This window comes from Acidiphilium sp. MT5, from assembly GCF_054767495.1.
This window is the reverse complement of the sequence record NZ_BAABMR010000002.1, coordinates 162763-188890: the sequence shown is the minus strand read 5'-3', so window position 1 is coordinate 188890 and position 26128 is coordinate 162763. Positions and strand designations below refer to the sequence as shown.

At 59.7% G+C, this 26128-nt stretch carries 19 protein-coding genes and 1 tRNA gene; 9 read left to right on the top strand and 11 right to left on the bottom strand.

Going from position 1 to position 26128, the window contains the following annotated elements; translation table 11 throughout:
- The first annotated feature begins 21 nt into the window (after positions 1–21).
- Positions 22–104 (top strand) — tRNA-Leu (locus ACYUCQ_RS02940).
- A 206-nt stretch (positions 105–310) separates the two neighbouring features.
- Positions 311–2578, top strand: a complete 2268-nt coding sequence (locus ACYUCQ_RS02935) for an NADP-dependent malic enzyme (protein WP_460253006.1) — start codon at positions 311–313, stop codon at positions 2576–2578.
- A gap of 115 nt (positions 2579–2693) precedes the next feature.
- Here ACYUCQ_RS02935 and pepN read toward each other — a convergent pair whose 3' ends face one another.
- Complete coding sequence (gene pepN / locus ACYUCQ_RS02930; RefSeq protein ID WP_460253005.1) at positions 2694–5351, bottom strand: aminopeptidase N; 2658 nt, start codon at positions 5349–5351, stop codon at positions 2694–2696.
- Between the two features lie 193 nt (positions 5352–5544).
- Here pepN and ACYUCQ_RS02925 point away from each other — a divergent pair, with 193 nt between their 5' ends.
- Positions 5545–6702 (top strand): GNAT family N-acetyltransferase, encoded by a 1158-nt coding sequence (locus ACYUCQ_RS02925; RefSeq protein WP_460253004.1) that lies wholly within the window; start codon positions 5545–5547, stop codon positions 6700–6702.
- Positions 6703–6833: 131 nt separating this feature from the next.
- Here the strand turns inward: ACYUCQ_RS02925 and ACYUCQ_RS02920 are convergent, their stop codons facing one another.
- From ACYUCQ_RS02920 to ACYUCQ_RS02905, 4 genes are all read right to left on the bottom strand, one after another.
- Entirely contained in the window at positions 6834–7445 is a 612-nt protein-coding gene (locus ACYUCQ_RS02920) for a YcxB family protein (protein ID WP_460253003.1), read from the bottom strand.
- A 127-nt stretch (positions 7446–7572) separates the two neighbouring features.
- The gene (locus tag ACYUCQ_RS02915) at positions 7573–10755 is read right to left on the bottom strand and encodes an error-prone DNA polymerase (RefSeq protein WP_460253002.1); all 3183 of its coding nucleotides are present in this window, start codon (positions 10753–10755) and stop codon (positions 7573–7575) included.
- Positions 10752–12257, bottom strand: coding sequence for a Y-family DNA polymerase (locus ACYUCQ_RS02910; RefSeq protein ID WP_460253001.1), 1506 nt, complete (start codon positions 12255–12257; stop codon positions 10752–10754). Before ACYUCQ_RS02910 ends, ACYUCQ_RS02915 begins: the two co-directional genes overlap by 4 nt.
- Entirely contained in the window at positions 12175–12816 is a 642-nt protein-coding gene (locus ACYUCQ_RS02905; protein WP_460253000.1) for a hypothetical protein, read from the bottom strand. Before ACYUCQ_RS02905 ends, ACYUCQ_RS02910 begins: the two co-directional genes overlap by 83 nt.
- Positions 12817–12973: 157 nt before the next feature.
- On the opposite strand from ACYUCQ_RS02905, the gene ACYUCQ_RS02900 reads away from it, so the two are divergent.
- Positions 12974–13357: a VOC family protein gene (locus ACYUCQ_RS02900; protein WP_460252999.1), complete on the top strand. Its 384-nt coding sequence runs from the start codon at positions 12974–12976 to the stop codon at positions 13355–13357.
- A gap of 78 nt (positions 13358–13435) precedes the next feature.
- Here ACYUCQ_RS02900 and ccmB read toward each other — a convergent pair whose 3' ends face one another.
- Positions 13436–14089: a heme exporter protein CcmB gene (ccmB, locus tag ACYUCQ_RS02895; RefSeq protein ID WP_460252998.1), complete on the bottom strand. Its 654-nt coding sequence runs from the start codon at positions 14087–14089 to the stop codon at positions 13436–13438.
- Positions 14086–14733: a cytochrome c biogenesis heme-transporting ATPase CcmA gene (ccmA, locus tag ACYUCQ_RS02890; RefSeq protein WP_460252997.1), complete on the bottom strand. Its 648-nt coding sequence runs from the start codon at positions 14731–14733 to the stop codon at positions 14086–14088. The genes ccmB and ccmA overlap by 4 nt, the downstream gene beginning before the upstream one ends.
- Before the next feature lie 112 nt (positions 14734–14845).
- Here ccmA and acnA point away from each other — a divergent pair, with 112 nt between their 5' ends.
- The 4 genes from acnA (at position 14846) to ACYUCQ_RS02870 (ending at position 20711) form a co-directional block, all read left to right on the top strand.
- Positions 14846–17533, top strand: a complete 2688-nt coding sequence (acnA, locus tag ACYUCQ_RS02885) for an aconitate hydratase AcnA (protein WP_460252996.1) — start codon at positions 14846–14848, stop codon at positions 17531–17533.
- Between the two features lie 182 nt (positions 17534–17715).
- Positions 17716–18636 (top strand): hydroxymethylglutaryl-CoA lyase, encoded by a 921-nt coding sequence (locus tag ACYUCQ_RS02880; protein ID WP_460252995.1) that lies wholly within the window; start codon positions 17716–17718, stop codon positions 18634–18636.
- Complete coding sequence (locus ACYUCQ_RS02875; RefSeq protein WP_460252994.1) at positions 18633–19811, top strand: CaiB/BaiF CoA transferase family protein; 1179 nt, start codon at positions 18633–18635, stop codon at positions 19809–19811. Before ACYUCQ_RS02880 ends, ACYUCQ_RS02875 begins: the two co-directional genes overlap by 4 nt.
- A 27-nt stretch (positions 19812–19838) precedes the next feature.
- Complete coding sequence (locus ACYUCQ_RS02870) at positions 19839–20711, top strand: NAD(P)-dependent oxidoreductase (protein ID WP_460252993.1); 873 nt, start codon at positions 19839–19841, stop codon at positions 20709–20711.
- A gap of 9 nt (positions 20712–20720) precedes the next feature.
- On the opposite strand, the gene ACYUCQ_RS02865 is transcribed toward ACYUCQ_RS02870, so the two are convergent.
- Positions 20721–20954, bottom strand: a complete 234-nt coding sequence (locus ACYUCQ_RS02865) for an EexN family lipoprotein (protein ID WP_460252992.1) — start codon at positions 20952–20954, stop codon at positions 20721–20723.
- A 199-nt stretch (positions 20955–21153) separates the two neighbouring features.
- Between ACYUCQ_RS02865 and ACYUCQ_RS02860 the strand changes: the two genes are divergently transcribed.
- The gene (locus tag ACYUCQ_RS02860; RefSeq protein ID WP_460252991.1) at positions 21154–21552 is read left to right on the top strand and encodes a (R)-mandelonitrile lyase; all 399 of its coding nucleotides are present in this window, start codon (positions 21154–21156) and stop codon (positions 21550–21552) included.
- Positions 21553–21777: 225 nt separating this feature from the next.
- Here ACYUCQ_RS02860 and ACYUCQ_RS02855 read toward each other — a convergent pair whose 3' ends face one another.
- The 3 genes from ACYUCQ_RS02855 to hpnJ all read right to left on the bottom strand — a co-directional run bounded on the left by ACYUCQ_RS02855 (position 21778) and on the right by hpnJ (position 26083).
- Positions 21778–23745: a beta strand repeat-containing protein gene (locus tag ACYUCQ_RS02855; protein WP_460252990.1), complete on the bottom strand. Its 1968-nt coding sequence runs from the start codon at positions 23743–23745 to the stop codon at positions 21778–21780.
- Positions 23746–23865: 120 nt separating this feature from the next.
- Positions 23866–24678, bottom strand: coding sequence for a hopanoid biosynthesis-associated protein HpnK (gene hpnK, locus ACYUCQ_RS02850; protein ID WP_460252989.1), 813 nt, complete (start codon positions 24676–24678; stop codon positions 23866–23868).
- Positions 24659–26083, bottom strand: coding sequence for a hopanoid biosynthesis associated radical SAM protein HpnJ (gene hpnJ / locus ACYUCQ_RS02845; protein ID WP_460252988.1), 1425 nt, complete (start codon positions 26081–26083; stop codon positions 24659–24661). Before hpnJ ends, hpnK begins: the two co-directional genes overlap by 20 nt.
- Positions 26084–26128 lie beyond the last annotated feature (45 nt).

The window sequence follows — 26128 nt, the reverse complement described above, 5'->3', positions numbered from 1 at the left end:
CTATAGGGCGTCGGACACGATGCGGTCGTGGCGAAATGGTAGACGCGCAAGCTTGAGGTGCTTGTGGGGGAAACCCTGTGGAAGTTCGAGTCTTCTCGACCGCATATTTGCTCCTCGCGAGCTTGGCCCCAGTGCCGATAATCCGTAATTTTTGATCGAACCGTCATTTTTGATCGAACCCTGGCGAATTAGCGCAGCAGCACCGCATGGGCGCGATGGCGCGGCGCACCATAATTGCGCATAATCGCCCGATCGAGATAGCCTATCGGCTGGTCCGGCTGATGGTGCCTGGTTTAAGGGAGTAACAAACATGGATGACGCGCTCCGTAAGGCGGCCTTAGAGTATCATCGGTACCCCCGGCCCGGCAAACTCACCATCACCCCGACCAAGCGCATGGAAACCTCGCGCGATCTCTCGCTGGCCTATTCCCCCGGCGTCGCCGCAGCATGCCTTGCGATCAAGGACGATCCCGACACCTCTTATGATTACACCATTCGCGGCAATCTGGTCGCCGTCATCACCAATGGCACCGCCGTGCTCGGCCTTGGCAATATCGGCGCGCTCGCCTCCAAACCGGTGATGGAAGGCAAGGCGGTTTTATTCAAAAAATTCGCCGGCATCGATACGTTCGATATCGAAGTCAATGAGCCTGACCCCGATAAATTCATCGACATCGTCGCCTCCTTGGAACCAAGCTTCGGCGGGATCAATCTCGAAGACATCAAAGCACCGGAATGTTTTCGCATTGAGCAGACCTTGCGCGATCGGATGACGATCCCGGTCTTTCATGACGATCAGCACGGCACCGCCATCATCGTCGGCGCCGCTGTGCTCAATGCGTTGAAAGTGCAGGGAAAATCGATTTGTGAGGTCAATATTGTCACCTCCGGCGCCGGTGCCGCGGCTCTGTCATGCGTGCGAACCCTGATTGCCTTGGGGGCCGCGCCGGAACGGATCACCATGACTGATATTGAGGGGGTGATTTATCAAGGTCGCCCCAAGCTCGACCCAACACTGGCCAGCGTCGCCCGCGATACCGAGGCGCGCCATCTGGTCGATGTGCTGGATGGTGCTGATATTTTCCTCGGCCTGTCCGCCCCCGGTGTGCTGAAGCCCGAATGGCTCGGTAAATTCGCGCCCAATCCGTTGATTCTCGCTCTGGCCAACCCAGAGCCTGAAATTCTGCCCAATCTGGTGGCCACCCATCGCCCCGATGCGATCATGTGTACGGGGCGCAGCGATTTTCCCAACCAAGTTAATAATGTCCTCTGCTTCCCGTTCATTTTTCGCGGCGCCCTTGATGTCGGCGCGAGCGCGATCACCGAGGGGATGAAACTCGCCGCAGTCCACGCGATTGCCAATCTTGCGCAAATCGAGGCGTCGGACACGGTTTCCGCCGCCTATGGCGGCCACGCGCCGATGTTTGGGCGCGACTATATCATCCCCAAACCCTTCGATTCGCGCCTGATCCTGCACATCGCCCCGGCGGTCGCGCGTGCCGCGATGGCCGAAGGCGTGGCCCGTCGGCCGATCGCTGATTTCGACGCCTATATGACCGATCTGGAGCGTTTCGTGTTTCGCTCCGGCCAGTTGCTCCGCCCCGTGATTGAAGTGGCGCGCGCCGCTAAAACCCGCATCGTTTATAGCGAGGGGGAGGATGAGCGCACCTTGCGGGCGGTGCAAAGCGTGATCGATGACCGGCTCGGCGTGCCGCATCTGGTAGGGCGCACGGAGCGCATCTTGCAACGGGTTGCCGCGCTTGGCTTGCGGATGAAGCCGGAGCAGGATTTTCGGATCATCGATTTCGAGCGCGAATCCGGCCTGTTTCGTCGCCTCCTCGATGATTATCAGCGCCTCGTCGGTCGGCGCGGCGTGCCACCGGATGCGGCGGCGCGGCAATTAATGCGCCGGCCAACCGTTGCCGCCGGCATGTTGCTCGCCGCTGGCGAGGTCGATGCCGCGATTTGTGGTGGCTTGGGCGATTGGCAACGGCAATTCCGCTACGCCATGCCGATCATCCAGCGCCGGCCCGGCATCAAGCGGGTCTCCGCCCTGACCGCGCTGATTTTGCAAAGCGGCAATCTGTTTTTTTGCGATACCCACGTCAATCCAGACCCCAGCGCCGAAGAAATTGCCGAAATGACCCATCTGGCCGCATCAATGGTCAGCAAATTCGGCATTGCCCCCAAAGTCGCTCTGCTGTCGCATTCGAATTTTGGCGCCTCAAACCTGCCCTCGGCGCGTAAAATGCGCAGCGCCCTCGCGATGATCCGCGCGCAAGACCCGGATTTGGAGGTTGATGGTGAAATGCACGCCGATGCCGCCTTGTTCGAGCCGATCCGCGATCGTTCGGTATGCGATAGCAGCCTCACCGGCTCGGCCAATTTGCTGATCATGCCCAATATCGATTCGGCCAATATCTCCTTCAACCTGCTGAAAGCCGCCGGTGAAGCGGTTACCGTGGGGCCGCTCTTGTTAGGCTTGGCCAAGCCCCTGCATATCGCGGTGCCGAGTGTTACCGCGCGCGGCTTGGTCAATATGAGTGCGGTGGCCGCCATGGAGGCGGCCTCGCGTTAGAGCGTGATGGCTGATGATCAATCACGCTCTAACATTTGTTTGCCGATCAATTTCATTCGTTTAGATCAAATCTGTCGGTTTGACCTCAACCAATATTGATCTAACCAACCCGCGCCTATCCGGCGCGGGCGCGCTCAGCCATTTCTCGCGTATTTGCCGAAAGCGTTGGCTCTGCGAGGATCATATCGAGTGCTGCGCCGATTTTTTCCTGGCGCGCCAGATCATAGCGGCGCCAATCGGCAAATACCTCAATGCCGCGCGCCGCGATGCTGCGATTGATCGGATCAAGTGCGAGGGTCATGCGGGCGAAAAATTGATAGCCCGCGCCATCAGCCGCATGGAAATGCAGCATATTGCCCGAGCCAAACGCGCCCACCAGCGCGCGGAACCGGTTGGGATTTTTCATGTCGAAATCAGCATGAAGCGTGAGGGCAATTACCCGCTCCAACGTATCAGCTGCGGTGCTGCGCGCTTGGAGCGAGAACCATTTATTCAAGACCAGCGGATCATGCCGCCATTGATGATAGAACGCGGCAAGCGCCTGGTCGCGCGCCGGACCAGGGTTATTCGCCAGCAACCATAAGGCCGCAAGCGTCGCGGTCATCGTTTTGCCCTCGGCCAGTTGCGCCTCGGCCAGCGCTAGCCCCTGCGCCTTGTCTGCTGCGATCAGCAGTGAAAGACAGGCATTGCGCAACGCACGCCGGCCAACGCTGACCGGATCGGTGTTGAAATCGCCATGATCCGCCATTGCGTGATAGGTGGTGAGCAGCTTGGATTGCAAATGCTGCCCAATCACCCGGCGCGCCGCCTCGCGTGCGGTGTGGACTGCCACCGGATCGATCACCGCCATCCGGTCAGCCAACGTCACCATGGATGGTAATTCCAGCAATTTCGCCGAAAGACCGGGCGATGTGGCGGCGTGATCGAGTGAGGCGGCCATCGCGGCCAGCAATCCGGCATCCTCAATATGCTGCGGGGTTCCTGCCGCGATCGCGTCAAGCAAAATATCAGCGGCGTACCGATGACCAGCATCCCACCGGTTGAACCCATCGGGGTCGTGGGATGCGAGATGCCGGAGTTGATCGCTTGTATAGCCGCTCAGTTTGATCGGGGCGGAAAAATTCCGAAACAGCGAAGGCACAGGCTCAGCGGGGACATTTTCAAAGACAAATGTTTGCTCAGGCGCATTGAGCACCAGCAGCGCGGTGCCACTTTGCGGCGCAATCTCTCCCGCGCGCTGGATCATCAGCGCCCCGCCATCCGGCCCGATCAAGCCGAACGCCACCGGGATCACGAACGGCGCCTTATCCGCCTGGCCAGGGGTCGCCCGGGTCGTTTGCTGCAAGGTCAATTCATAACGCTGCGTTTTTTTATCATAACGCTGGGAAAACCGGACCTCCGGTGTGCCCGCCTGCTCATACCAGCGCATGAATTGGGTAAAATCATAGCCGGAGGCCTCCTGCATGGCGCCGACGAAATCCTCAATCGTCGCGGCCTTGTTATCGTTTTTGGCAATATAGAGGTCAAACCCACGGCGAAAGGCCGGCCAGCCGATCAAGGTCTGGATCATTCGCACCACTTCCGCGCCCTTATTATAAATGGTTGCGGTATAGAAATTATCAATCTTGCGATAGGTGGCCGGGCGCACCGGATGTGCGAGCGGCCCGCCATCTTCACGAAATTGCCGGGCGCGCAAATCTTCAACATCGGCAATCCGCGACAGGCTCGCATCATTAGTGTCGCTGCCATATTCCTGATCGCGGAACACCGTCAGCCCCTCTTTCAGCGAAAGCTGAAACCAGTCGCGGCACGTGACCCGATCGCCGGTCCAATTATGAAAATATTCATGGCCGATCACCCGATCAATCCGCTCGTAATCAAGATCGGTCGCCGTTTCTGGCCGAGCGAGCACTAGGCTGGTATTGAAAATATTGAGGCCCTTATTTTCCATCGCCCCCATATTGAAATCACTAACGGCGGCGATATTGAAAATATCAAGATCATATTCAAGGCCGAACCTTATCTCGTCCCAGCGCATCGATTTCTTGACGCACGCCATCGCATGGTCAATTTTGTCCTCATCACCGGGGCGAACATAAATCCCCAGCGTGACCACGCGGCCTGACGCCGTGATGAACTGATCATGCACGCTCACCAGATTACCCGCCACCAACGCGAACAAATAGCTCGGCTTGGGATGCGGATCGACCCATTTAACCCAAGCGCGTCCGTCCGCCGTGGTGCCGCGATCCACCGGATTGCCATTGGAGAGCATCACGTTGCAGCGCGCCGGATCGCCGATCAGCGTGGCGCTAAACCGCGCCATCACATCGGGCCGATCCGGGAAAAAAGTAATCCGGCGAAAGCCCTCAGCCTCGCATTGGGTAAAAAAATCACCGCCCGACACATAGAGCCCGGCCAGTTCGGTGTTGCGCGCCGGCGCGATGGTCACTTCCGTATCAAGGGTGAAGGCATCCGGCGGATCAAACACGGTTAAATGATGTTCGGTGCAGCTATATTGATTGCCGCCGAGCGCTTCACCATCAATCCGCAGCGCCTCCAGATGGAGCTGTTCACCATCAAGCACCAAAGGCGCACGATCATCGCCATGCGCAGGATTGCGCCGCAACGACAAGGTCGCGCGAACCCGCGTAGCATCAGGGTCCAGATCGAAAATCAGATCGACATTATCGATCAGAAAGGCGGGTGGCCGATAATCGGCAAGGCGTTGCTCGGTGATCGCGACGGGGGCGCTGACCAAATCATGCTGCATTGTTTATCTCCTGACGATCAGTGTTTGTGGCGCACGGGTCGGTCGCATGCAATATCCGGCGGCGAGAATAAAATTATGCCAAATCAATGGATTATTATGGTTTTATCATGCGCCATAGCGCTCAGCGCGATTATTTTATGAGCATCCACGCAATCAGGCTTTGCAGTGCGGCCATCCGCCGCATATTAGGGCCATGGATCAATCCGCACCCGACCTGACCTTGCGTCTGCACCAGGACATCCACGAGATCGATGCCGCCGATTGGGGCCGGTTGGCGGCGGGAGCGAAAAACCCGTTCATCAGCCATGGGTTTCTTGCCGCCCTGGAAGAGAGCGGCTCGGTGGGCGGCGATAGCGGTTGGTATCCGTATCATGCCGCACTGCGCGATGGGGCAGGGGCGTTGCTCGCGGCTGCACCGTGCTATGCCAAGGCGCATTCCTATGGCGAGTATGTGTTCGATCATGGCTGGGCCCAAGCGTTAGAGCGGGCAGGCGGGCGCTATTACCCAAAGCTGCAAATCGCGGCCCCGTTCAGCCCGGTTCCCGGCCCGCGTTTGCTGTGCGCACCGGGTGTGCCACTCAGCGCCTTGGCCGATGCGCTGCGGCAGGCGGCCACGCGCATGCATTGTTCCTCCGCGCATATCACCTTCTGCACCGAGGCCGAGTGGCGCGCATTAGGGGAAGCAGGTTGGATGCAGCGCGTCGGCGTGCAATATCACTGGCATAATCGCGGCTATGCCGATTTCGAAGGGTTTCTCGCCGCCCTCGCGTCGCGCAAGCGTAAATCAGTCCGGCGCGAACGGCGCGAAGCGGCGGCGGGTCTTGAAATTCGCACCTTGCGCGGTCCCGAACTAACCAAGCGCGATTGGCAGGCTTTTTACCAATTTTATCTCTCCACCGTCGATCGTAAATGGGGTGGTGCGTATTTGACCGATAAATTTTTCCCGCTGCTCGGCGCGTATTTGGGCGAGCAGGTGGTGATGATGCTGGCCTATCGTGCTGGCAAGCCAATTGCCGGGGCGCTCAATTTGCTCGGCGGCGATGCGCTCTATGGCCGCAATTGGGGCGCCACCGAGGATGTGCCATTTTTGCATTTTGAATTATGCTATTACCAAGCCATCGAGTTTGCCATCGCTCATGGCCTGTCACGCGTCGAAGCCGGCGCGCAGGGTCAGCATAAAATCCAACGCGGCTACCTGCCCAGCCAGACCTATTCGGCGCACTGGATTGCCCATCACGGCTTGGCGCGCGCGGTGGCTGCGTTTTTGGAGCAAGAACGCCCAGCCATCGCCGATGAAATGGCCATGCTCGGCGAACAATCGCCCTATCGCGCAGAATCCGCAGCCGATTAGATCAATATTGGGTTCGGTTCAATCCGTGCCTATCCGCGTAGGCCAGACCCTCAATAAAATTAGTATCGCTCGATAATTGGGGCGGGCGATTCGTATTAAGGCGGCGATAGACATTTTTTAGTGCGAAGATATTAGGTTTTCTCGTCAGCCGTCGTCGGTACGCTCTCCGCGCTCAGAATGGCTGCCCTTATCATTCTAACAAGATCCATTCTCTGATCTGCGCTTTCAAATGCTCTGGTTGGAACAACAAAATATAGTCTCGGCATACTATAAAGCAAAATCATATCCTTTGAAACTTTGATATCTAAGAACTCTTTGGTCGGTTTCGGGTATGTCCCATTTGCGGTTTGGATCGTCAAAAAGTCCTTATCCCACCGCATCGTGACATCTTTCATGAGGTTTTTAGTGCGCTGCCAATCCCGCCAAGCCTGTATGGGGATGAAGACATAAGAGATCATCGCGACCCAAACCAAGCTAAAGCCGATTGCCCATCCGGCCTGGATCGGTCCTGAGATCATCGAACGCACTTGATGGATCATTGGCTTTGTCAGAAAGATATACGCGAATATCTCTTCTAAGCCGATGATTGCGAGCGGCAATATGAAGATCAATTTCAAAAGCCTCCCGCGCAAATGCAGCCGGTTGGCGAGGATCGTGTCCCGCTGTGTGTTTTTGTAGGCAATCTCGCGTTTCATCATGGTGTCCTCGAGCATGTTCACGTTCTTTACCTCGATCATATTCATGGGCGCAATTAAATAGCTGTTTGGAATGAGGCGTGCCTACCCGGTTCAATCAACAGCCTCAACCGACCCCAATGAAATGGATCGGCAAGCAAGGGTTAGAGCATGATGGCCGATCACTCATCACGCTCTAACGAAAATCCCGGCTGCGCGGCAAAGGTCGCTCATTCCGGGGGTGACGGGGCGAGGGGTGATGGGGCGAGGGATTGCGGGGTGAAGAGCGGTGCGGCGTTGGGCCTTCATCCGCCCGCGCCATCGGCACATCAAGAGTGCTGATCAATGCCGAACAATCCTGCAAATCCTCAATGATCACATGAACCACCCCCTCGGCGCTGCGCTGCACCTGCCCGGTCGCGCGCAGCAGCGTCGCGGCAATGATAACCGCGCGAAACGCCGCAACATTGGCCGGCCACAAAATCAGATTGGCAATGCCGGTTTCATCCTCGATGGTGATAAACATAGTGCCCTTCGCACTGCCCGGGCGCTGCCGCACGGTCACCAGCCCGGCAAGGCTGATGCGTGAGCCGTCCCGCACGGTGGCAAGGGACGCACAAGGCCTGGTTCCCGCCAGCGCCGAAGCGCCCCGCAGCAATGCAAGCGGGTGGGCGCGGAGCGAAAATCCGGTGGTTTGATAATCGCTCAATACCTGCTCACCAGTCCGCATCACCGGCAGAGCCGGGCTTTTCGCCGAAGGCTCTATCGGGCCAAACAGCGGCAAGCTCGGTGCCATGTCGAGCTGGCCGATTTGCCAAAGGGCGCGCCGCCGATCAAGGCCGATCCCGCGCAACGCATCTGCCTCTGCGAGCAGCATCAGCGCACTGCGCGGCAGGGCGAGTGCGGCAAGGCTGGCCAGATCATGCGCTCGGTGCGCCTGCATAATCCGCACGGCCCAGGCCTCGCGAAAACCCGCAACTAGGCGCAGCCCTAATTGCAACGCCCCATTTACCACCGTGCAATCCCAGTCACTGCGCGTGACATCGATCGGGTGGACACGAACCCCATGACTGCGCGCATCGCTGATCAGTTGCGCCGGCGCATAAAACCCCATCGGCTGAGCATTGAGCAAAGCGGCAGTAAAAGCTGCCGGATGATGGCATTTCAACCAAGCCGACACATAAACCAAATGCGCAAAACTTGCTGCATGGCTCTCAGGAAAACCATAAGTGCCAAACCCTTCGATCTGCCGGAAACAGGCCTCGGCAAAATCAGCCGGATAGCCACGCTGCACCATGCCGCCAACCAGCTTGGTGCGAAAATGCTGGATCGTGCCGATATTGCGAAACGTCGCCATCGCCCGGCGCAGCGCGTTGGCTTCATCAGGGGTGAATTGCGCCGCCTCAATGGCAATGCGCATGGCCTGCTCTTGAAATAACGGCACACCCAGCGTGCGTCCTAACACGCGCCGCAATTCATCAGGCGGGCCATGCGCCGGATCGGGTGCAGGAAATTCGATTGGTTCATGACCCTGGCGGCGGCGCAAATAAGGATGCACCATATCACCCTGGATCGGCCCCGGCCGCACAATCGCCACTTCAATCACCAGATCATAAAAACAGCGCGGTGCTAAGCGCGGCAGCATATTCATTTGCGCGCGGCTTTCCACCTGAAACACCCCAATCGAATCACCACGGGTCAGCATCGCATAAACATGCTTGTCTTCGCGTGGAACTGAAGCCAAATCATCAATGCCGAGCAGCGCAAAACATTTGCGAATAGCGGTGAGCATCCCAAGGGCAAGAATATCAACCTTCATCATCCCCAGCGCGTTGATATCGTCCTTGTCCCATTCAATGAAGCTGCGCCCGGCCATGGCAGCCGGGCCAATCGGCACGGTTTCATCGAGGCGCCCGCTGGTGAGCACAAAACCGCCCACATGCTGCGACAAATGCCGGGGCAGGCCAATTAAAAGGCGCGCCAAATCAACAACCCGTCTGATCACCGGCGCGCTCGGGTCTAATCCTGCTTCGCGCAATTGCGCATCGGACCAAAGCGCATCGCCGGGATTCCAGCTTTGCGCGGCCAATGCCGCCGTGGCGTCTTGAGCCAGCCCCAGCACGCTGCCAACCGCGCGAATGGCGCTGCGCGGACGAAAATGAATTACCGTGGCCGCCAGCGCCGCCCGGGTGCGCCCATAGCGCTGGTACAAATACTGAATAATCTCTTCGCGCCGCTCATGCTCGAAATCAACATCAATATCCGGGGGTTCACGCCGCTCGGCCGAAATAAAGCGAGCAAATAACAAATCAATTTCCGCCGGATCAACCGCCGTAATCCCCAGCGCATAACATACCGCCGAATTCGCCGCCGAACCACGGCCCTGGCAGAGAATCCCAAGGTGGCGCGCATGGCACACAATATCATTCACGGTTAGAAAATAACGCGCATACTCAAGTTCCGCGATCAATGCCAGCTCACGTTCAATAGTCGCACGCACCGCCGCAGGAATCGCTTTGGGATAGCGCCGCATCGCACCCTGCCAGGTGAGTGCCGCAAGATGCTCATCCGGTGTGGTGCCCTCAGGCACCGGCTCATGCGGATATTCATAGCGCAGCTCATCAAGCGAAAATGTCACGCGCCGCAAAATCTCATCCTGATGGCACAGCGCATCAGGATGGGCGGCCAATAAGCGCGCCATTTCTGCAGGGGGTTTCAAATAACGCTCGCCATGGGGCTCAAGCGCGGTGCCGGCCTGCTCAAGCGTGGACCCGATACGAATACAGCGCAGCACATCCTGGAGCATGCGCCGCTCCGGCTCATGATAGAGCACATCATTCACCGCGATCAGTTTCAGCCGATATTGACCGCCAAGCCGCTCAAGTGCGGCGAGACGGTGCGCATCATCAGGCGCAAACCGCCGTGCCGCGGCAAGATAAAGCCGATCACAGCGCCAGTGCTGCGCCTGATCCAAAAAATCACTGAAAGCCTCATCCACCCTGGCAGGCGGCATGATGATCAGAATTTGCCCCGCCGCCTGATCCGCCAGATCGGCGATGCGCAAATCGCACGCCCCTTTGGCGGCCCGCGTCTTGCCCAGGCTGAGCAGGCGGCAAAGACGGCCCCAAGCGGCACGGTCGGTCGGATAGCAAATCACCTCCGGCGCATCGGCAAAACCTAAGCGCGCCCCAACCAACAAGCGCAATCCCGCCGCCTTCGCCGCCACATGCGCGCGCACCACCCCGGCGAGGCTGTTATGATCGGCAATCCCGAGGGCCGAATAGCCCAAGCTTGCCGCCTGCGCCACTAACTCTTCAGGCAGCGAGGCGCCTTCCAGAAAGCTGAACGCGCTGATCGCGGCAAATTCGGCGTAGCTCATGCAAAAATTCCGTGAATAAACCAACCAGCCTTTCGTTCAGCCGCATAAATCCCAGCCCGGAACACCCATAAACGCAGCCCTTCAGTCGTTTCTATATAATAATAATCACGAATCCGCTCAGTTTCATTTTCTGAAGGGTCAGGCGCAAAACGCCACCAATCCCGGGCGATGCGCTCAGGGCCATTCGCATAAAACACCCGATAACGCTGATGCCGCCACAGGATCATCCGTGGTGGATCATCCGGCCATTCGGCAATCACCTGGATCGGGATCGGGCGTGCAAACAACACTGCCGGGCGTGGCTGTGCGGTTTGCGGAAATGCCGAGGGCGAAACCGAAATTCCCGTGCGCTGCGCGCTGCGTTCGGGAATATGGCTATCGCGCGGCACAAAACGCTGCAGGTCAGCGCGGGCGAGCAGCAGGTCAAGCGTATGGGCTTCGTCAATCGCCGCAGGGTCCAGCCAATCATGCTGGGAATCCGGCATATCGGCGAGCACCGGTTCTAACAAAATAGCCTCGATACCAAATCCTGGATCGATTTGGTTCAGCCCATTCTGCAGCAATTTTCTGATATGCGCCTCATCACGCGTCGGGTGCGAAAAGCCCAGCCGCATCGTTTCAAGCCGCCGATCAACCCGGTAAAATTGCGCGGTGAGGGCGGTCATGCCGGCGCGCGCAACGGCAAGTTGGGCGCATAATTTGTGGCATAAGCGGCTCAGCGCGCCGCCAAGCTGGGCAGCGGTCAACAAAGGCTCGGCATGCTGCTCACGCACGGTTTGATCGCTCGGTGTCGGCAAAAAATGCACGATGTCGGGGGCAATGCCCCGGACGCGATCATAGCGGGCGAGGGTTTCCGCACCACAGCCTGCTAATAATTCACCCCGCGAGAGCGCCGCCAAATCACCAATCCGGCGCAGCCCTAACCGGCGTAACCGGCGCTGGGTGGCGGCATCAATCCCTAACGCCGCTATCGGTAGCGCCGCCAAATCATGCGCGCCTGGCTCACCATAGCGGGACTCACCATAGCGGGGCTCACCATAGCGGGCAAACGCCCAGGCGGCTGAAGCATTATTCGCAATGGCAATGCGCGCACCGGGCAAGCGTGCCTGCAAGCGCGCTGTTAGCCTGTCTTCGCCGCCCCATAAAAGCGCGCAGCCGGTAATATCGAGCCATAACCCATCGGGCGGATCGGCGGCGGTGAGCGGGGTAAAAGCCTGCGCCCATAAAGCCAGCCGCTCCAAGGCTTCCTGATCGCCTTGCGGATCATGTGGTCTTGTCAGCAAATCCGGGCAGATCGCTTTGGCATCCGCGAGCGATAAATCCACCCGCACCCCGCGCGCCCGGGCGGCGGCGTTCACAGTATGAACCCGCCGCACGCCGCGTTCCGTGGCGATCACGGCAATCGGCTGATCCGCGCCGTCACCCGGCTTGGCGGCGCAAAACCGGGATTGGCGCAAGATCGACCATTCCGGCAACCACAGTGAAAGCAGGCGACGATCCATGATAATCGGCTTCAAGCAGGAACGAGGTGGGCGGGGTATTGCGGGCATAAACCAGCTCAGCATGCCAGCGCGGCGTGTCTGGCTGTCGCGATAGGGCAGGGGTGATCCGCCAGCGGCTGGCGCAGGCAGTGGAATCGCTCAGAATTGCACCCGCCAAAATCAACCCAACACCGCCACCCTGCCGGGCCGCCAGCGCCAAACGCCGTGCGGCGAGCCGGTTCAGCCGCTCCTGACCGATCGCATGCAGTCCGCCGCGCAAGGCGGTCTCCATCGAAGCGAGGCGTGCAGGCGCGTCTTTAGCATGGGCCAGAATGATCCGCGCCGGATCAAGCCCAAGGCGCATCAGTCCCGGCGGATATAAATCGCTCCGCTCCGCCACCCAAACAACCGGGCCCTGCGGCGCGATCACCCCGAGCAGCAAAGCGGCAAACCCGATCAGCCCCGCCGCATCCAACCCATGATCCTCCCCACAGCCCAGCTCATGCACCGCCCCCGGCCCTAAAACCGGCGGCGGAAAAGCAGCGCGCTGGGCGGGCGCAAGCAGGGGCTGGGATGACATGTTCTTATTTTGTTCTAGTTTTTCCCCACCGTCAAGCGCCCACCGTCAAGCGCCCACCGTCAAGCGCCGATCGCCACCCCGTAAGCTTGGATTTCCCGCCGATTTCTGTAACATAAAGCGTTCGTTCTCTCTTCAACGCATCAAGGAAGCAATCTCTATGTTCAGCCACATCATGATCGGCAGCAACGATATCGAACGCTCAAAAAAATTTTACGACGCTATTTTCGCGGCCATGGGTGCCAGCCCCTGCATTCAAGATGATAAAGGCCGCCTGATCTACGTCCATAATGGCGGGCGTTTTCTGATCACCCCGCCGATCAATGGCGAGCCGGCCACCCATGCCAATGGCGGCACAATCGGCTTTGCCATGGACAGCCCCGAACAGGCCGAGGCCTGGCATCAGGCCGGCGTCACCCATGGCGGCACCGCCATTGAAAATCCGCCCGGCCTGCGCGAGACCAGCTTTGGCGGCCTCTATCTGGCCTATCTGCGCGATCCTGACGGCAACAAGCTCTGCGCGCTGCACCGCATGCCGAAGTAATAACGCCACGATAATAATGCCGAAACAACCCGGCCAGCTTCATCAATCCCTCCGGGGTTGATGAAGCTTTTTTTGCCCTTACGACACTGCCGCCCGCAACGCTCCCGCCGCCGCCAGCGGCGCCAGCGGCAAAAATAACGACAGCAAGCCAAATAACATCGCAAATTCGCCCACCGGATGCGCCGAAACCGCCCCCGCAGCGCCAAAAATCACCGCCGGGATCATCAAAGGCAGCGCAATCAACGGCAACAGCACCGTCCCGCCGCGCGCCCCCAGCGTAATCGCCGCCGCCATGCCGCCCACCAGCGAAAACAGCATCGTCCCCGGCACCAGGCTTGCCAGAAGCTGCGGCACCGAAGCCGCATCCATTCGCAGCATAATCGCCACCGGCCCGGCAATCAGCAGCAGCGGCAGCCCGGTGGTTAGCCAATGTCCGATAATCTTGCCCAGCGCCACCGCACTCGCCGGCAGCCCCGACACCATTAATTGATCGAGCGAACCATCCTCAAAATCCGCGCCGAACAGCCGGTTCAGCGGCAATAAAGCCGCGAGCAGCGCCACCACCCAAACAATCCCCGGCGCAATCCGCGCCAAAATCGTGCCACTTGGCCCGAGCGCGAACGGAAACAAGCTCGCCGCGATCACAAAAAACAGCAAAGCCGCCACACTATCGCCGGCCTGATGCAAAGCCAGCACCAATTCCCGCCGGATCAGCGCCCAAAACCGACTCATCGCACGCCTCGGCTCAAATCAAACGGCACCGATCCGGGCATATCCAGCGGCAAATGCGTCGCCGCGATAATCATCCCCCCGGCCTTGCGATGGTCGGCAAAAAACTGCTCCAAGCGCGCGACCGAGGCCGCATCCAGCCCGGTCGTCGGCTCATCGAGCAGCCAAAGCGGCGCGTCCGACAAGGCCAACCGCGCCAAGGCCAATCGCCGCCGCTGCCCTGAGGAAAGCAGCCGCGCCGGCAATTCCGCGAATCGCTGCAAATCCACCCGCGTCAACGCCGCCATGATCGCATCAGCGCCAACCCGCCCGGATAATCCCAAATTCTCAGCCACACTCAATCCCGGCTTGATCGCATCATGATGGCCAACAAAACAGAGCCGGGTCGCATGCAGCGGCGGGTCGTCCAGCGCATTCTCGCTCCGCCACAATAATTGCCCGGCCGCTGGTGCGGTCAGCCCCGCCAACAGCCGGATCAAGGATGATTTTCCCGCCCCGTTCGGCCCCACCAACAACAGCGCCCCGCCCGCATCCAGGGTAAAGGACACATCGCGAAACACCACGCGCTCGCCCCTGATGGCGGCCAAACCGCGTGCTTGTAGCAACGGAACGCCCGATATCGGCTGGTGCGGTGCAATATTACGCATGGCTAGGAGAGAAAATTGTGCATGGACGTCTCCGCGTTCGCGTGATTAAACCGCGCCGTCAAGTGCAGCCGTCGGGATGCTGCGTCGATCCACGCGAAAAAGGATTACCAGAATGAGCATGATCGGTCAGGATAGTTTGAAAACAGAACGGAATTTGCAGGTAGGGTCGAGCACCTACCGTTATTTTTCGCTCCCCGAGGCGGCTGCCAAGCTCGGCGATATTAGCCGCTTGCCGCGCACCCTGAAAATTTTGCTGGAAAACGTGTTGCGCTTTGAAGACGGCAAAAGCACCACCATCGAGCACGCCAAAGCCATCGTCGATTGGGTCGGCGAAAAACATTCCGAAACCGATGTACCATTCCGCCCCGCACGCATCCTGATGCAGGATTTCACCGGCGTCCCCGCCGTGGTCGATCTGGCGGCGATGCGCGATGGCATCGTCAAGCTCGGCGGCAACGCAGAACGGGTCAACCCGCTGGTGCCGGTCGATCTGGTGATCGATCACTCGGTGATGGTCGATGTCGCCGGTCGCGCCGACGCGCTAGAGCGCAATGTCGCCATTGAGTTTGAGCGCAATGGCGAGCGCTATGCCTTCCTGCGCTGGGGCCAGGAAGCGTTCGATAATTTCCGTGTGGTTCCGCCCGGCACCGGCATTTGCCATCAGGTCAATCTCGAATATCTCGCCCAAGCGGTCTGGACCGGCAAAGCCAAAGGCGAAACCTACGCCTACCCCGATACGCTGTTCGGCACCGATAGCCACACCACCATGGTCAATGGCCTGGGCGTGCTCGGCTGGGGCGTCGGCGGCATCGAAGCCGAAGCCGCGATGCTCGGCCAGCCAATCGCCATGCTGATCCCCGATGTGATCGGCTTCAAACTCACCGGCAGCCTGCGCGAAGGCATCACCGCGACCGATCTGGTGCTCACCGTCACCCAAATGCTGCGCAAGCGCGGCGTGGTCGGCAAATTCGTCGAATTTTACGGTGCCGGCCTCGATCATCTGCCGCTCGCCGATCGCGCCACCATCGCCAACATGGCCCCAGAATACGGCGCCACCTGCGGCTTCTTCCCGCTCGATCAAATCGCCATCGATTACTTGCATCTCTCCGGGCGCGATGAACATCGCATCGCCTTGACCGAAGCCTACGCCAAAGCCCAAGGCCTCTGGCGCGATGGAACCGACCCGGTCTTCTCCGACACGCTGGAACTCGATCTCTCCACGGTCGAACCCTCGCTCGCCGGGCCCAAGCGCCCGCAAGACCGGGTGGCCCTGTCTGGTGCCGCCCCGGCCTTCGAGGTCGAACTGACCAAGAGCCTCGGCGTCGCCCCCACCGAGATCCATAAAAAAGCCCCGGTTGCCGATACGAATTACGAAATCACCCATGGCGACGTGGTGATCGCGGCCATCACCTCCTGCACCAATACCTCCAACCCCTCGGTGCTGATCGCGGCGGGTCTGGTGGCCCGCAAAGCCCGCGCCCTGGGCCTGACCCCGAAACCCTGGGTGAAAACCTCGCTCGCCCCCGGCTCGCAAGTGGTCACCGAATATCTCGACAAATCCGGCCTCAGCGCTGATCTCGACGCCCTCGGCTTTGAAACTGTGGGCTATGGCTGCACAACCTGCATCGGCAATTCCGGCCCGCTCGATGACGCCATCGTCGATGCCATCGAAAGCAACAAGCTGGTCGCCGTCTCGGTGCTGTCCGGCAACCGCAATTTCGAAGGCCGCGTGCATCCGAATGTGCGCGCCAATTATCTCGCCTCACCACCGCTGGTGGTGGCCTATGCCTTGCTCGGCACCATGCGCGCCGACATCACCACCGTGGCCCTCGGCACCAGTCCGGATGGCAAGAAGGTCTATCTCAAGGATATCTGGCCGAGCACCGCCGAAATCGCCGAAATCGTCGGCAAAACCCTCACCCGCGCCATGTTCCGCGAACGCTATGCCGATGTGTTCAAAGGCCCCGCCCAATGGCAGGCCATCGCGGTCGAAGGTGAGCAGGAAACCTATCGCTGGTCGGACAGCTCCACCTACGTTAAAAACCCGCCTTATTTCGAGGGTATGACCATGGACCCGGCCCCGGTCACCGACATCAAGGGCGCCCGCATCCTGGCCCTGCTCGGTGACTCGATCACCACCGACCATATCTCCCCTGCGGGCAGCTTCAAAAAAACCACCCCCGCCGGCGAATATCTCGGCGAGCGGCAAATTCTGCCCAAGGATTTCAACTCCTACGGCTCGCGGCGTGGCAATCATGAAATCATGATGCGCGGCACCTTCGCCAATATCCGCATCAAAAACGAAATGCTGGAGAATGTCGAAGGCGGCTACACCAAGCATTTCCCCTCCGGCGATCAACTCTCGATCTATGACGCGGCGATGCGCTATCAGCGCGAGGGCGTGCCCTTGGTCGCCTTCGCCGGCCGCGAATACGGCACCGGCTCCTCGCGCGATTGGGCGGCCAAAGGCACCATGCTGCTCGGCATCAAAGCCGTCATCGCCGAAAGCTTCGAGCGCATCCACCGCTCGAACCTGGTCGGCATGGGCGTGCTGCCCTTGCTGTTCAAAGACGGCATGAGCCGCAAAACCCTCTCGCTCCGGGGCGATGAGACCATCGATATTCTTGGTCTCGACAACATCACCCCGCGCATGGATCTCGAGATGCTGATCCATCGCGCCAACGGCAGCACCGACAAGGTTTCGCTCCTCTGCCGGATCGATACCCAGGACGAAGTCGCCTATTACGAAAATGGCGGGATTTTGCAGTATGTGCTCCGCCATATGGCCAAAGCCGCCTGATTAATCATCGGAATTGCGCCACCGGGCCTTGCCTCAAGCAAGGTCCGGTCGCAAATTTCTTCCTAAAGCGTGATTGCTGATCATCCATCACGGTTTAGCCTTTGTTTGCCGATCAATTTTATTGGTTTAGCGCAAATCTGTCGATTTGAGTTAAACCAATATTGATCTCAGGGAGATGCGCCATGACTGAATTCGTCACGATTTGCGAAGTCGGCCCTCGCGATGGGCTGCAAATGGCCAAAACCGTCATGGCCACCCCGACCAAAATCGCATGGATCGAAGCCCTCGCCGCATCGGGTCTACGCGAAATCGAGGTCGGTAGCTTTGTGCCCGCCAAACTCCTCCCGCAAATGGCCGATACCGACGCCGTCGTCCGCGCCACGGTCACCATCCCCAATCTCACCATCGTCGCCCTCGCGCCCAATCTGCGCGGCGCCCAAGCCGCTGTTGCCGCCGGCGCGCACCGCATCAGCGTCCCGGTTTCAATCAGCGAGGGGCATTCGCGCGCCAATCTCAACCGCACGCCCGATGAACAGGTGGCGGAAATCGCCCGCATCGTCGCCTGGCTGCACAGCGAAAATCATCCGGCGGAACTCGAGGTCGCCTGCTCCACCGCCTTTGGCTGCTCGTTCGATGGTGTGATCCCGCATGCCCAGGTGCTGCGCATTGTCACCGCCCTCGCGCAAGCCGGCGTCACGTCGCTCGGCTTGGCTGATACGGTCGGCTACGCCAATCCCGATGCGATCAAATCGTTGGTCCGCGCCGTGCGCGCCGAAATCGGCCCGGTGCTGCATGGGCTGCATCTGCACGACACGATGGGCCTCGGCCTCGCCAACGCGCTGGCCGGACTAGAGGCAGGCATTCGCGATTTCGATGCCGCCTTGGCCGGCCTCGGCGGCTGCCCGTTCGCCCCCGGCGCGTCCGGCAATATCGTCACTGAGGATTTGGTGTTCATGATCGAATCCATGGGATTGCGCACCGGCATCGATCTCCCGGCTTTGATCGAGGCCCGTAAAATCCTGCATCAAGGCCTGCCCGCCGAGCCGATGCATGGTCAAGTCGCCAAGGCCGGCATCCCCCGCACGTTCCGCGCTGCGGCATGAGCGCCACCCCGCTGGCCGGGCTGCGTGTGGTCGAATTCGCCCATATGGTGATGGGCCCAATGGCCGGCCTGATCCTGGGCGATCTCGGCGCCGATGTGATCAAAATCGAACCCGCCCCCGAAGGCGATAATACCCGCCGCCTCGAAGGCTCCGGCATCGGCTTTTTCCCGATGACCAGCCGCAACAAGCGCAGCCTGACGCTCGATTTGAAATCTCCCGCTGGCCTTGCCATCGCCCGCCAGTTGATCAGCCGTGCCGACATCCTGACCGAAAATTTCCGCCCCGGCGCCCTCAATAAACTCGGCTTGGGCTATGAAGATTGCTCAACGCTCAATCCGCGCCTGATCTATTGCTCACTCAAAGGCTTTCTCGCCGGCCCCTATGAGCATCGCACCGCGCTCGATGAAGTCGTGCAAATGATGGGCGGCCTCGCCTACATGACCGGCCCGGTCGGCCAGCCCTTGCGCGCGGGGGCCTCGGTCATCGACATTATGGGCGGCACGTTCGGGGTCGTTGCGATCCTCGCCGCCCTCGCCGAGCGCACCCGCACGGGGCGTGGCCAGCACGTGCAATCGGGCCTGTTCGAATCGGTCGCACTCCTGATGGCCCAGCACATGGCCCAAGGCTTCATCACCGGCACCGAACCTAAGCCCATGAGCGTGCGCGATGTCGCTTGGCCGGTCTATGATATTTTCGACACGGCGGATGGCGAGCGCATTTTCATCGGCGTGGTCACCGATAGCCAATGGCAAATTCTCTGCACCGAATTTGCCCTCATCAGCTTGGCCGATGATCCCACCCTCGCCACCCAAGCCGCCCGCCGCGCCGCCCGCGCGCGCACCCTGCCAATCATCGCCGCTTGTTTTCGCGGCTTCACCCGTGCCGATCTCGCCGCCCGCTGTGAAACGCTCGGCCTGCCTTTCGCGCCGATCGCCAAACCCGCCGATCTGTTCAACGATCCGCATCTGACCCAATCGGGCGGCCTGCTCACCATCACCCTGCCCGATGGCCGCGCCATGCCAATCCCCGGCCTGCCGATCAGCTTTGATGGCGCGCGCACGTCGCTGCGCTACGATACTCCAGCGCCCGGCCAAGATAACACCGATATTCTCACCGAGCTGGGCTATGACGATCAAGCCATCGCCCAGCTGCGTCACGATCACATCATCATCTGAATTTCTCGAACCACCAGGAGCAAAATAGTGGCGAAATTGGCATTTCTCGGTCTCGGCGTCATGGGCTATCCGATGGCGGGCCATCTGGTCACCAAAGGTCATCACAGCGTCACCGTATATAACCGCACCACAGCCAAAGCCGAGGCTTGGGCCAGTCAATTCGGCGGTACCACCGCCGCCACCCCGGCGGAGGCGGCGCGCGGCGCGGAGATCGTCTTTGCCTGCGTTGGCAATGATGATGATCTGCGCAGCATCACCACCGGCGCGGACGGCGCGTTTCACGGCATGACCCAAGGGGCGATGTTCGTCGATCACACCACCGCCTCCGCCACCATCGCCCGCGAATTGCACAGCATTGCGCAAAAGCAGGGGCTGGGCTTCCTCGATGCGCCGGTCTCCGGCGGTCAAGCGGGTGCCGAGGCCGGGCGCCTCACCGTGATGGTCGGCGGCACCGAGGCCGATTTTGCCAAAGCCCGTGAACCCATGGGCTGTTTCGGCGCCAATATCAGCCATATTGGCGGGCCGGGCAGCGGCCAACTCGCCAAAATGGTTAACCAGATTTGCATCGCCGGCGTAGTCCAAGGTCTCGCCGAAGCCTTGCATTTCGCGCAAGCTAACGGGCTTGATGTCGCCACCGTGATCGGCGCGATTTCCAAAGGCGCGGCCCAAAGCTGGCAAATGGAAAATCGCTGGAAAACCATGGCCGAGCGCAAATTCGATTTCGGCTTCGCGGTCGATTGGATGCGCAAAGACCTCGGCATCTGCCTCGATCAAGCCCGCGCCAGCGGCGCCCCGCTACCGCTCACCGCCCTGGTCGATCAATTCTACGCCGATGTCCAAGCCAAAGGCGGCAAGCGCTGGGATACGTCCTCGCTGATCACCCGCTTTGATCAGTCATAACACATTGATCTAATTGAACAATTGATTATTCACCCGCAGCGCCGCCTGACAGGCGGGCGTTGCGGCCAATGCCCCGCCATTATTCTCGCATTTCACCACTTCGCGCATCAGCCCATGAGGATGTTTGCGATAATAGCTCTGCGGCGATTGTCCCGCACAGCCCGTCAGCGCCGCGCTCAGCGCGATCACCAGAAGCACCGACCTCGCCCGATGGGAATTTTGCACGCTGGCCCACTGCTTCATGCGGCGAGTTTAGCGCCACCTCCGCGCGCCGCCAAGCCAATCATGCAATCCGCACTGCACCCTTTTCCCAACCCGCCAGACGCCCCCAGAGCCTTGTTTTGGCGCGCAACATTCGATCAGATAATTCCATCTGATCGGATATTGCTCTAAATGAGCGAAATCCCGGTTTAACCAATTTCCCAGCGGTCAGGAGCGATCAATGGACATTAAACGTGCAGGCACCCAGCCCTCAGCCAACGGCCCGGCAGATTGGTTCACCGGCACGGTGCGGATCGACCCGCTATTCACCGCGCCAGAGCCGGCACGGGTCGGCGGCGCGCTGGTCACGTTCGAGCCAGGCGCCCGCACCGCTTGGCACACCCATCCGCTGGGCCAAACCTTGATCGTCACGTCCGGCTGCGGCTGGGCGCAGCGCGAAGGCGGCTCCATCGAAACCATCCGCCCTGGCGACGTCATCTTTTTTGCCCCCGGCGAAAAACATTGGCACGGCGCCACCGCCACCACCGCGATGAGCCATATCGCCATCCAGGAACGGCTCAACGGCTCATCGGTCGAATGGCTCGACCCTGTGGCAGACAGCGCCTACAACCCAAGCTAATCGAGCTGATTCCCACCGTCATGCGGCGCATGCCACCCGATCGATATTGGTTTAGGTTGGATCGACAGATTCGCTCTGGGTAGTTTCGCTCTAGAGCCGGATGACATTAAATCGAAGCGCTTTGCGATCCGATTTAATGTCTGAATCCGCCTCTAAATCACCGCTTAGAGGGCGATTCAGACATTAAGTTGAACCGCGAGCGGTTCATCTTAATGTCATCGCACTCTAGGTCCAAACGCTGCCATTATTGGTCATCGTGCCGGTCAACGCCGTAGTCACCCCGCTCAATGTCACGCTTGCGCCATCGCTGAGCTGCAGGGTCGTCCCGGTGGTCGCACGCGTTTCGGTCACAATCGTCACGCCCGAATTCAATGTCAGCGTATCGGTGCCGGCCCGGAAATTACTGATCAAATCGGTCGCCCCTTGGCCGGCGGCGCCGAACACAAAATTGTTCAACACCGCATTCGCCCCGCCAATCATCGTCGCGGCCCCCAAATCGGCAACGAACATATTCGTGCCAGCCCCTCCCACCATCAGCGTGCTGGCAAAATTGTTCGAGGCACCGGTCATCGTCACCGCACCGGGGGTGCTCGCCGCACTCAGCGTCTCATTGCCGGAACCGGCATAGAGCGCATTCACCGTGCCCGTCCCCGCTATCAGCGTATCGCCATTGCCCTCGCCCACCAGCATCGTCGAGCCAGTGCCACCCACCAGCAAATTATTGCCGTTGGTGCCGCCATAGGCGCGCAAACTCCCCGCACCGCCCTCGGCGGTCACACTGCCTGTCCCGCGGGTAATCAGCGCATTGGCATTGGCGGTATTGATGAAATCCACACTCCCCCGGCCCCCATAAATCACGGTCGAACCGCTCGCCTGCACCGTGTTGCTCCCGCCAAAATCAAACGCATAGCCGCCCGCCCCGACGGTCGCGACATTCGCGCCGGAGACGAATAACAACGCGTTGGAGCCGGTCGCATCCACCTGCGTATTGCCCTCCAAATACCCAAACGCCGTGCCGCCCAACGTGGCAACATCAAAAGCCCCCGCCCCGCCGAGCACCACAAACGCGCTCCCGGTCGCCACAATCGAATCATTGGTCCCCGCTGCAAAAATCACCCCGCCCGCACTATCAGTGATCAGATTATTGCTGCCATTGCCCAGAATCGTATCGGCGCCAGACCCCACCACGCTATTGCCAGACCCATAGACGAAAATATCGCCAAGCGGCCCGCCTTGGATCACATTATTCTGGCCAAACACCGCCATCGGCGCCGTGGCACTCGATGTCACACTATTGGCATTGCCGGTGATCAACGCATCCAACGCCCCGCTGATGCTCAGCGTGCTGGCATCGCTCCCCATATTAATCTGGCTCGATCCGGTCGAGGTCACCGATTGCCGGGTGCCGTTTATATTCACCACGCCGCCACCCGCCGCCAATAACGAATTGCCAGAAGTTCCCGCATGCAAGCCCACAAATCCGCTGCCGGTCATGGTCATCGTGTTGTTATTATCCAGCACCGCCACATGATCATTTCCGCCCGAGATCACGGTATTATCCCCCGCACTCAGCGTAATCTGATTATGGCCGCCGCTGGTTGAAATCGTATTATAGCTCTGCCCGCCAGCAACATTGGCAACCGCATTGATCGTGTTATTGCCGCTGGCAATCACCACCGTATAATTCTTGCCATCCAGGGTGAGTTGATTATTCCCACCCCCGGTCATGATCGTATCCAGCCCCACCCCGCCTTGCGGGTCCCACGTCAAATTGGTCGTCGCCCCGGTCACCGCAAGCTGGTTCAACCCCGCCCCGCCCGTTACCGTCTCGCTGCCATCAAAGCCAAACACATATCCGGCAAAACCGCGATCAGTCCCCACCGTGATGCTCGGCAGCGCCAAACTCGCGCCGCTACTCACCGTGCCGGTCACATAAACATAATCCGAAAGCGCATAGGCATTCGCCCCGCCCGGCACGCTCAGGCCCGCCGCGTTCGAACTGCCATCCGCATTGATGGTCAGCATGGTGGCACTCACCGGATTATAGCTGGTCTGCTCAATCACGGCGGTGCTGATCACCTTGGTCAGCTCGGCCTGGATCGCACCGGCTGACGCCGCATCGATCGCGAATTGCTGAACCTGACCGATGCCGCTTTGCACGGTCACAAGATCAATCGTCTGACTGCCTGACATGGAAAATCTCCTGTTGAAATGGCGGTAACCCGGCAGGTTTGCTACCGAGTGCCGGTTAACAACCGGTCAATGCCGACCTAACGCCATTCAAACTTTGGAAATTACAACCTAAGGTCAATTTTATTGATTTTTCAGACCCAATAACGCCTCAAACTCCGCACGATGCTGATAATCGGGCATCAGCGCGCGCAACACCTTATCGCTCTCGGTGGCCGGATGAAAATAAATCTCGCTCCGCCCCGGCGGCAAACGCGCGAGCAAGCGCCGCACCCGCGCCTCGGTCATCTGCCCAGACCAGGCAATCCCGAACACTTGCTCATCGCAGGCAAGCCCCGCCCGCCGCACCTGCCCGCGCAGCACCCCGGACCATCGATACAGCGCGTAATCGCCCCAGCGTGGCCGATGCCCGCACGCCACCAGCACCGGCGGCGGCTCGCGCGGCACCCGCACCCGCGTCAGCCCAAATTCCCGGCCAATCTCAATCAGCAAACCAGCCACTGTCGGGTGCAAATGCATATGCTTATGCGCATCCACATGATGCAGCGCCAAGCCAGTGGCGCGAAACGCCATAAATTGCGCCCGAATTTCCGCAGCAAGCTGCCGCCGCGCCGCCGGCGAAAAAAAATACCGCACACCCAACTTAGCCTGATCGCGGCCAAACCGCCCGTCCGGCTCGGTAATATCCGGCAGCGCCGCATGTCCGAGCACCGAAGCGCCTTCCACCAACACCAAATGCAACCCAACCCGTAGCCCCGGCAAGCGCCGCGCCCGGGTGACCGCATCCGCCGCCGCGGACCCCGCCACCATCAGGCTGGCCTGGGTCAACACCCCGTCGCGATGCGCCTGCTCCACAGCCTCGTTGACGCTCTCGGTCAGTCCGAAATCGTCTGCGGAAAAAACAATATCGCTAATTTTAGGCAGCGTGCCGCTCACGCAGGAATTGATAAAACTCCACACCCTCGCGCAGCCGCCGCTTCATCATTTGCGGGCTGCGGATCATTTCATTGACAATCGACATGATCTTGGGCGCGCGGAAGTAAAACTTCTTGTAGAACAGCTCCACACTCTCAAAAATCTCAGTATGGCTCAAATCAGGGTAGTGCAGGGGGGCAATCTGAATGCCATGATCGTCAATCAACTCAGCATTCGCGACATCGAGCCACCCATTCTCCACCGCCTGATCATACAGGAACGTGCCCGGATACGGCGCCGCCAATGAAACCTGGATCGTATGCGGATTAATCTCCTTGGCGAACTTAATCGTCTCTTGGATCGTCTCATGGCTCTCGCCGGGCAGACCCAGAATGAACGTGCCGTGGATTTTAATGCCCAAATCGTGGCAATCTTTGGTGAATTGCCGCGCCACCTCAATCCGCATACCTTTTTTGATGTTATGCAGAATCTGCTGGTTGCCCGATTCATAGCCCACCAATAACAGCCGCAAGCCGTTATCGCGCAGCACTTTCAACGTATCGCGCGGCACATTCGCCTTGGCATTGCACGACCAGGTCACCCCCAACTTGCCCAATTCCCGCGCAATCGCCTCAGCGCGCGGCAAATTATCGGTGAAGGTATCGTCATCGAAGAATAATTCCTTCATTTGCGGGAAATCGCGCTGGATCTGCTTCACCTCAGCGATCACATGCTCAACCGAGCGCGTCCGGTAGCGATGCCCGCCCACCGTTTGCGGCCATAAGCAGAAGGTGCAGCGCGATTTGCAGCCCCGCCCGGTGTACAACGACACGTACGGATGCATCAAATAGCCGATGAAGTAATCCTCCATCCGCAAATCCCGTTTATACACATCTGAAACGAACGGCAGGCTGTCCATATCCTCAAGCACCGCCCGATCCTTGTTATGGATAATCGCACCCGCCGCATCGCGATAGGAAATCCCATCCACTTCGGCAAAATCGCGGCCCTCGGCAATTTCCTTGATGGTGAAATCAAACTCATTGCGCGCTACAAAATCCACCGGTGCCGCCCGCTCCAGGCTTTCCTGCGCCTGCACCGCAACCTTGGCGCCGATCATGCCAATCATCACGTGCGGATTCTGCTCCTTGATCCGCGCCGCCACTTTCACATCATTGGCGAAAGATGGCGTGGAGGTATGAATAATCACCAGCTCCGCCGCGTTCGAATGCGGCAGCACATCGGCCATGGTCAGGCCCGCCGGCGGCGCATCGATCAGCTTGGAGCCAGGGATCAACGCCGCTGGCTGCGCCAACCAGGTCGGAAACCAGAATGAGCGGATCTCCCGCTTCGCCTGATAGCGCGAACCCGCACCACCATCGAACCCGTCAAATGACGGGGGCTGCAAAAACAAGGTTTTCATCATCGCACTCATCCTTAAACAATCATCAGCCAACGATCATCAGGCATA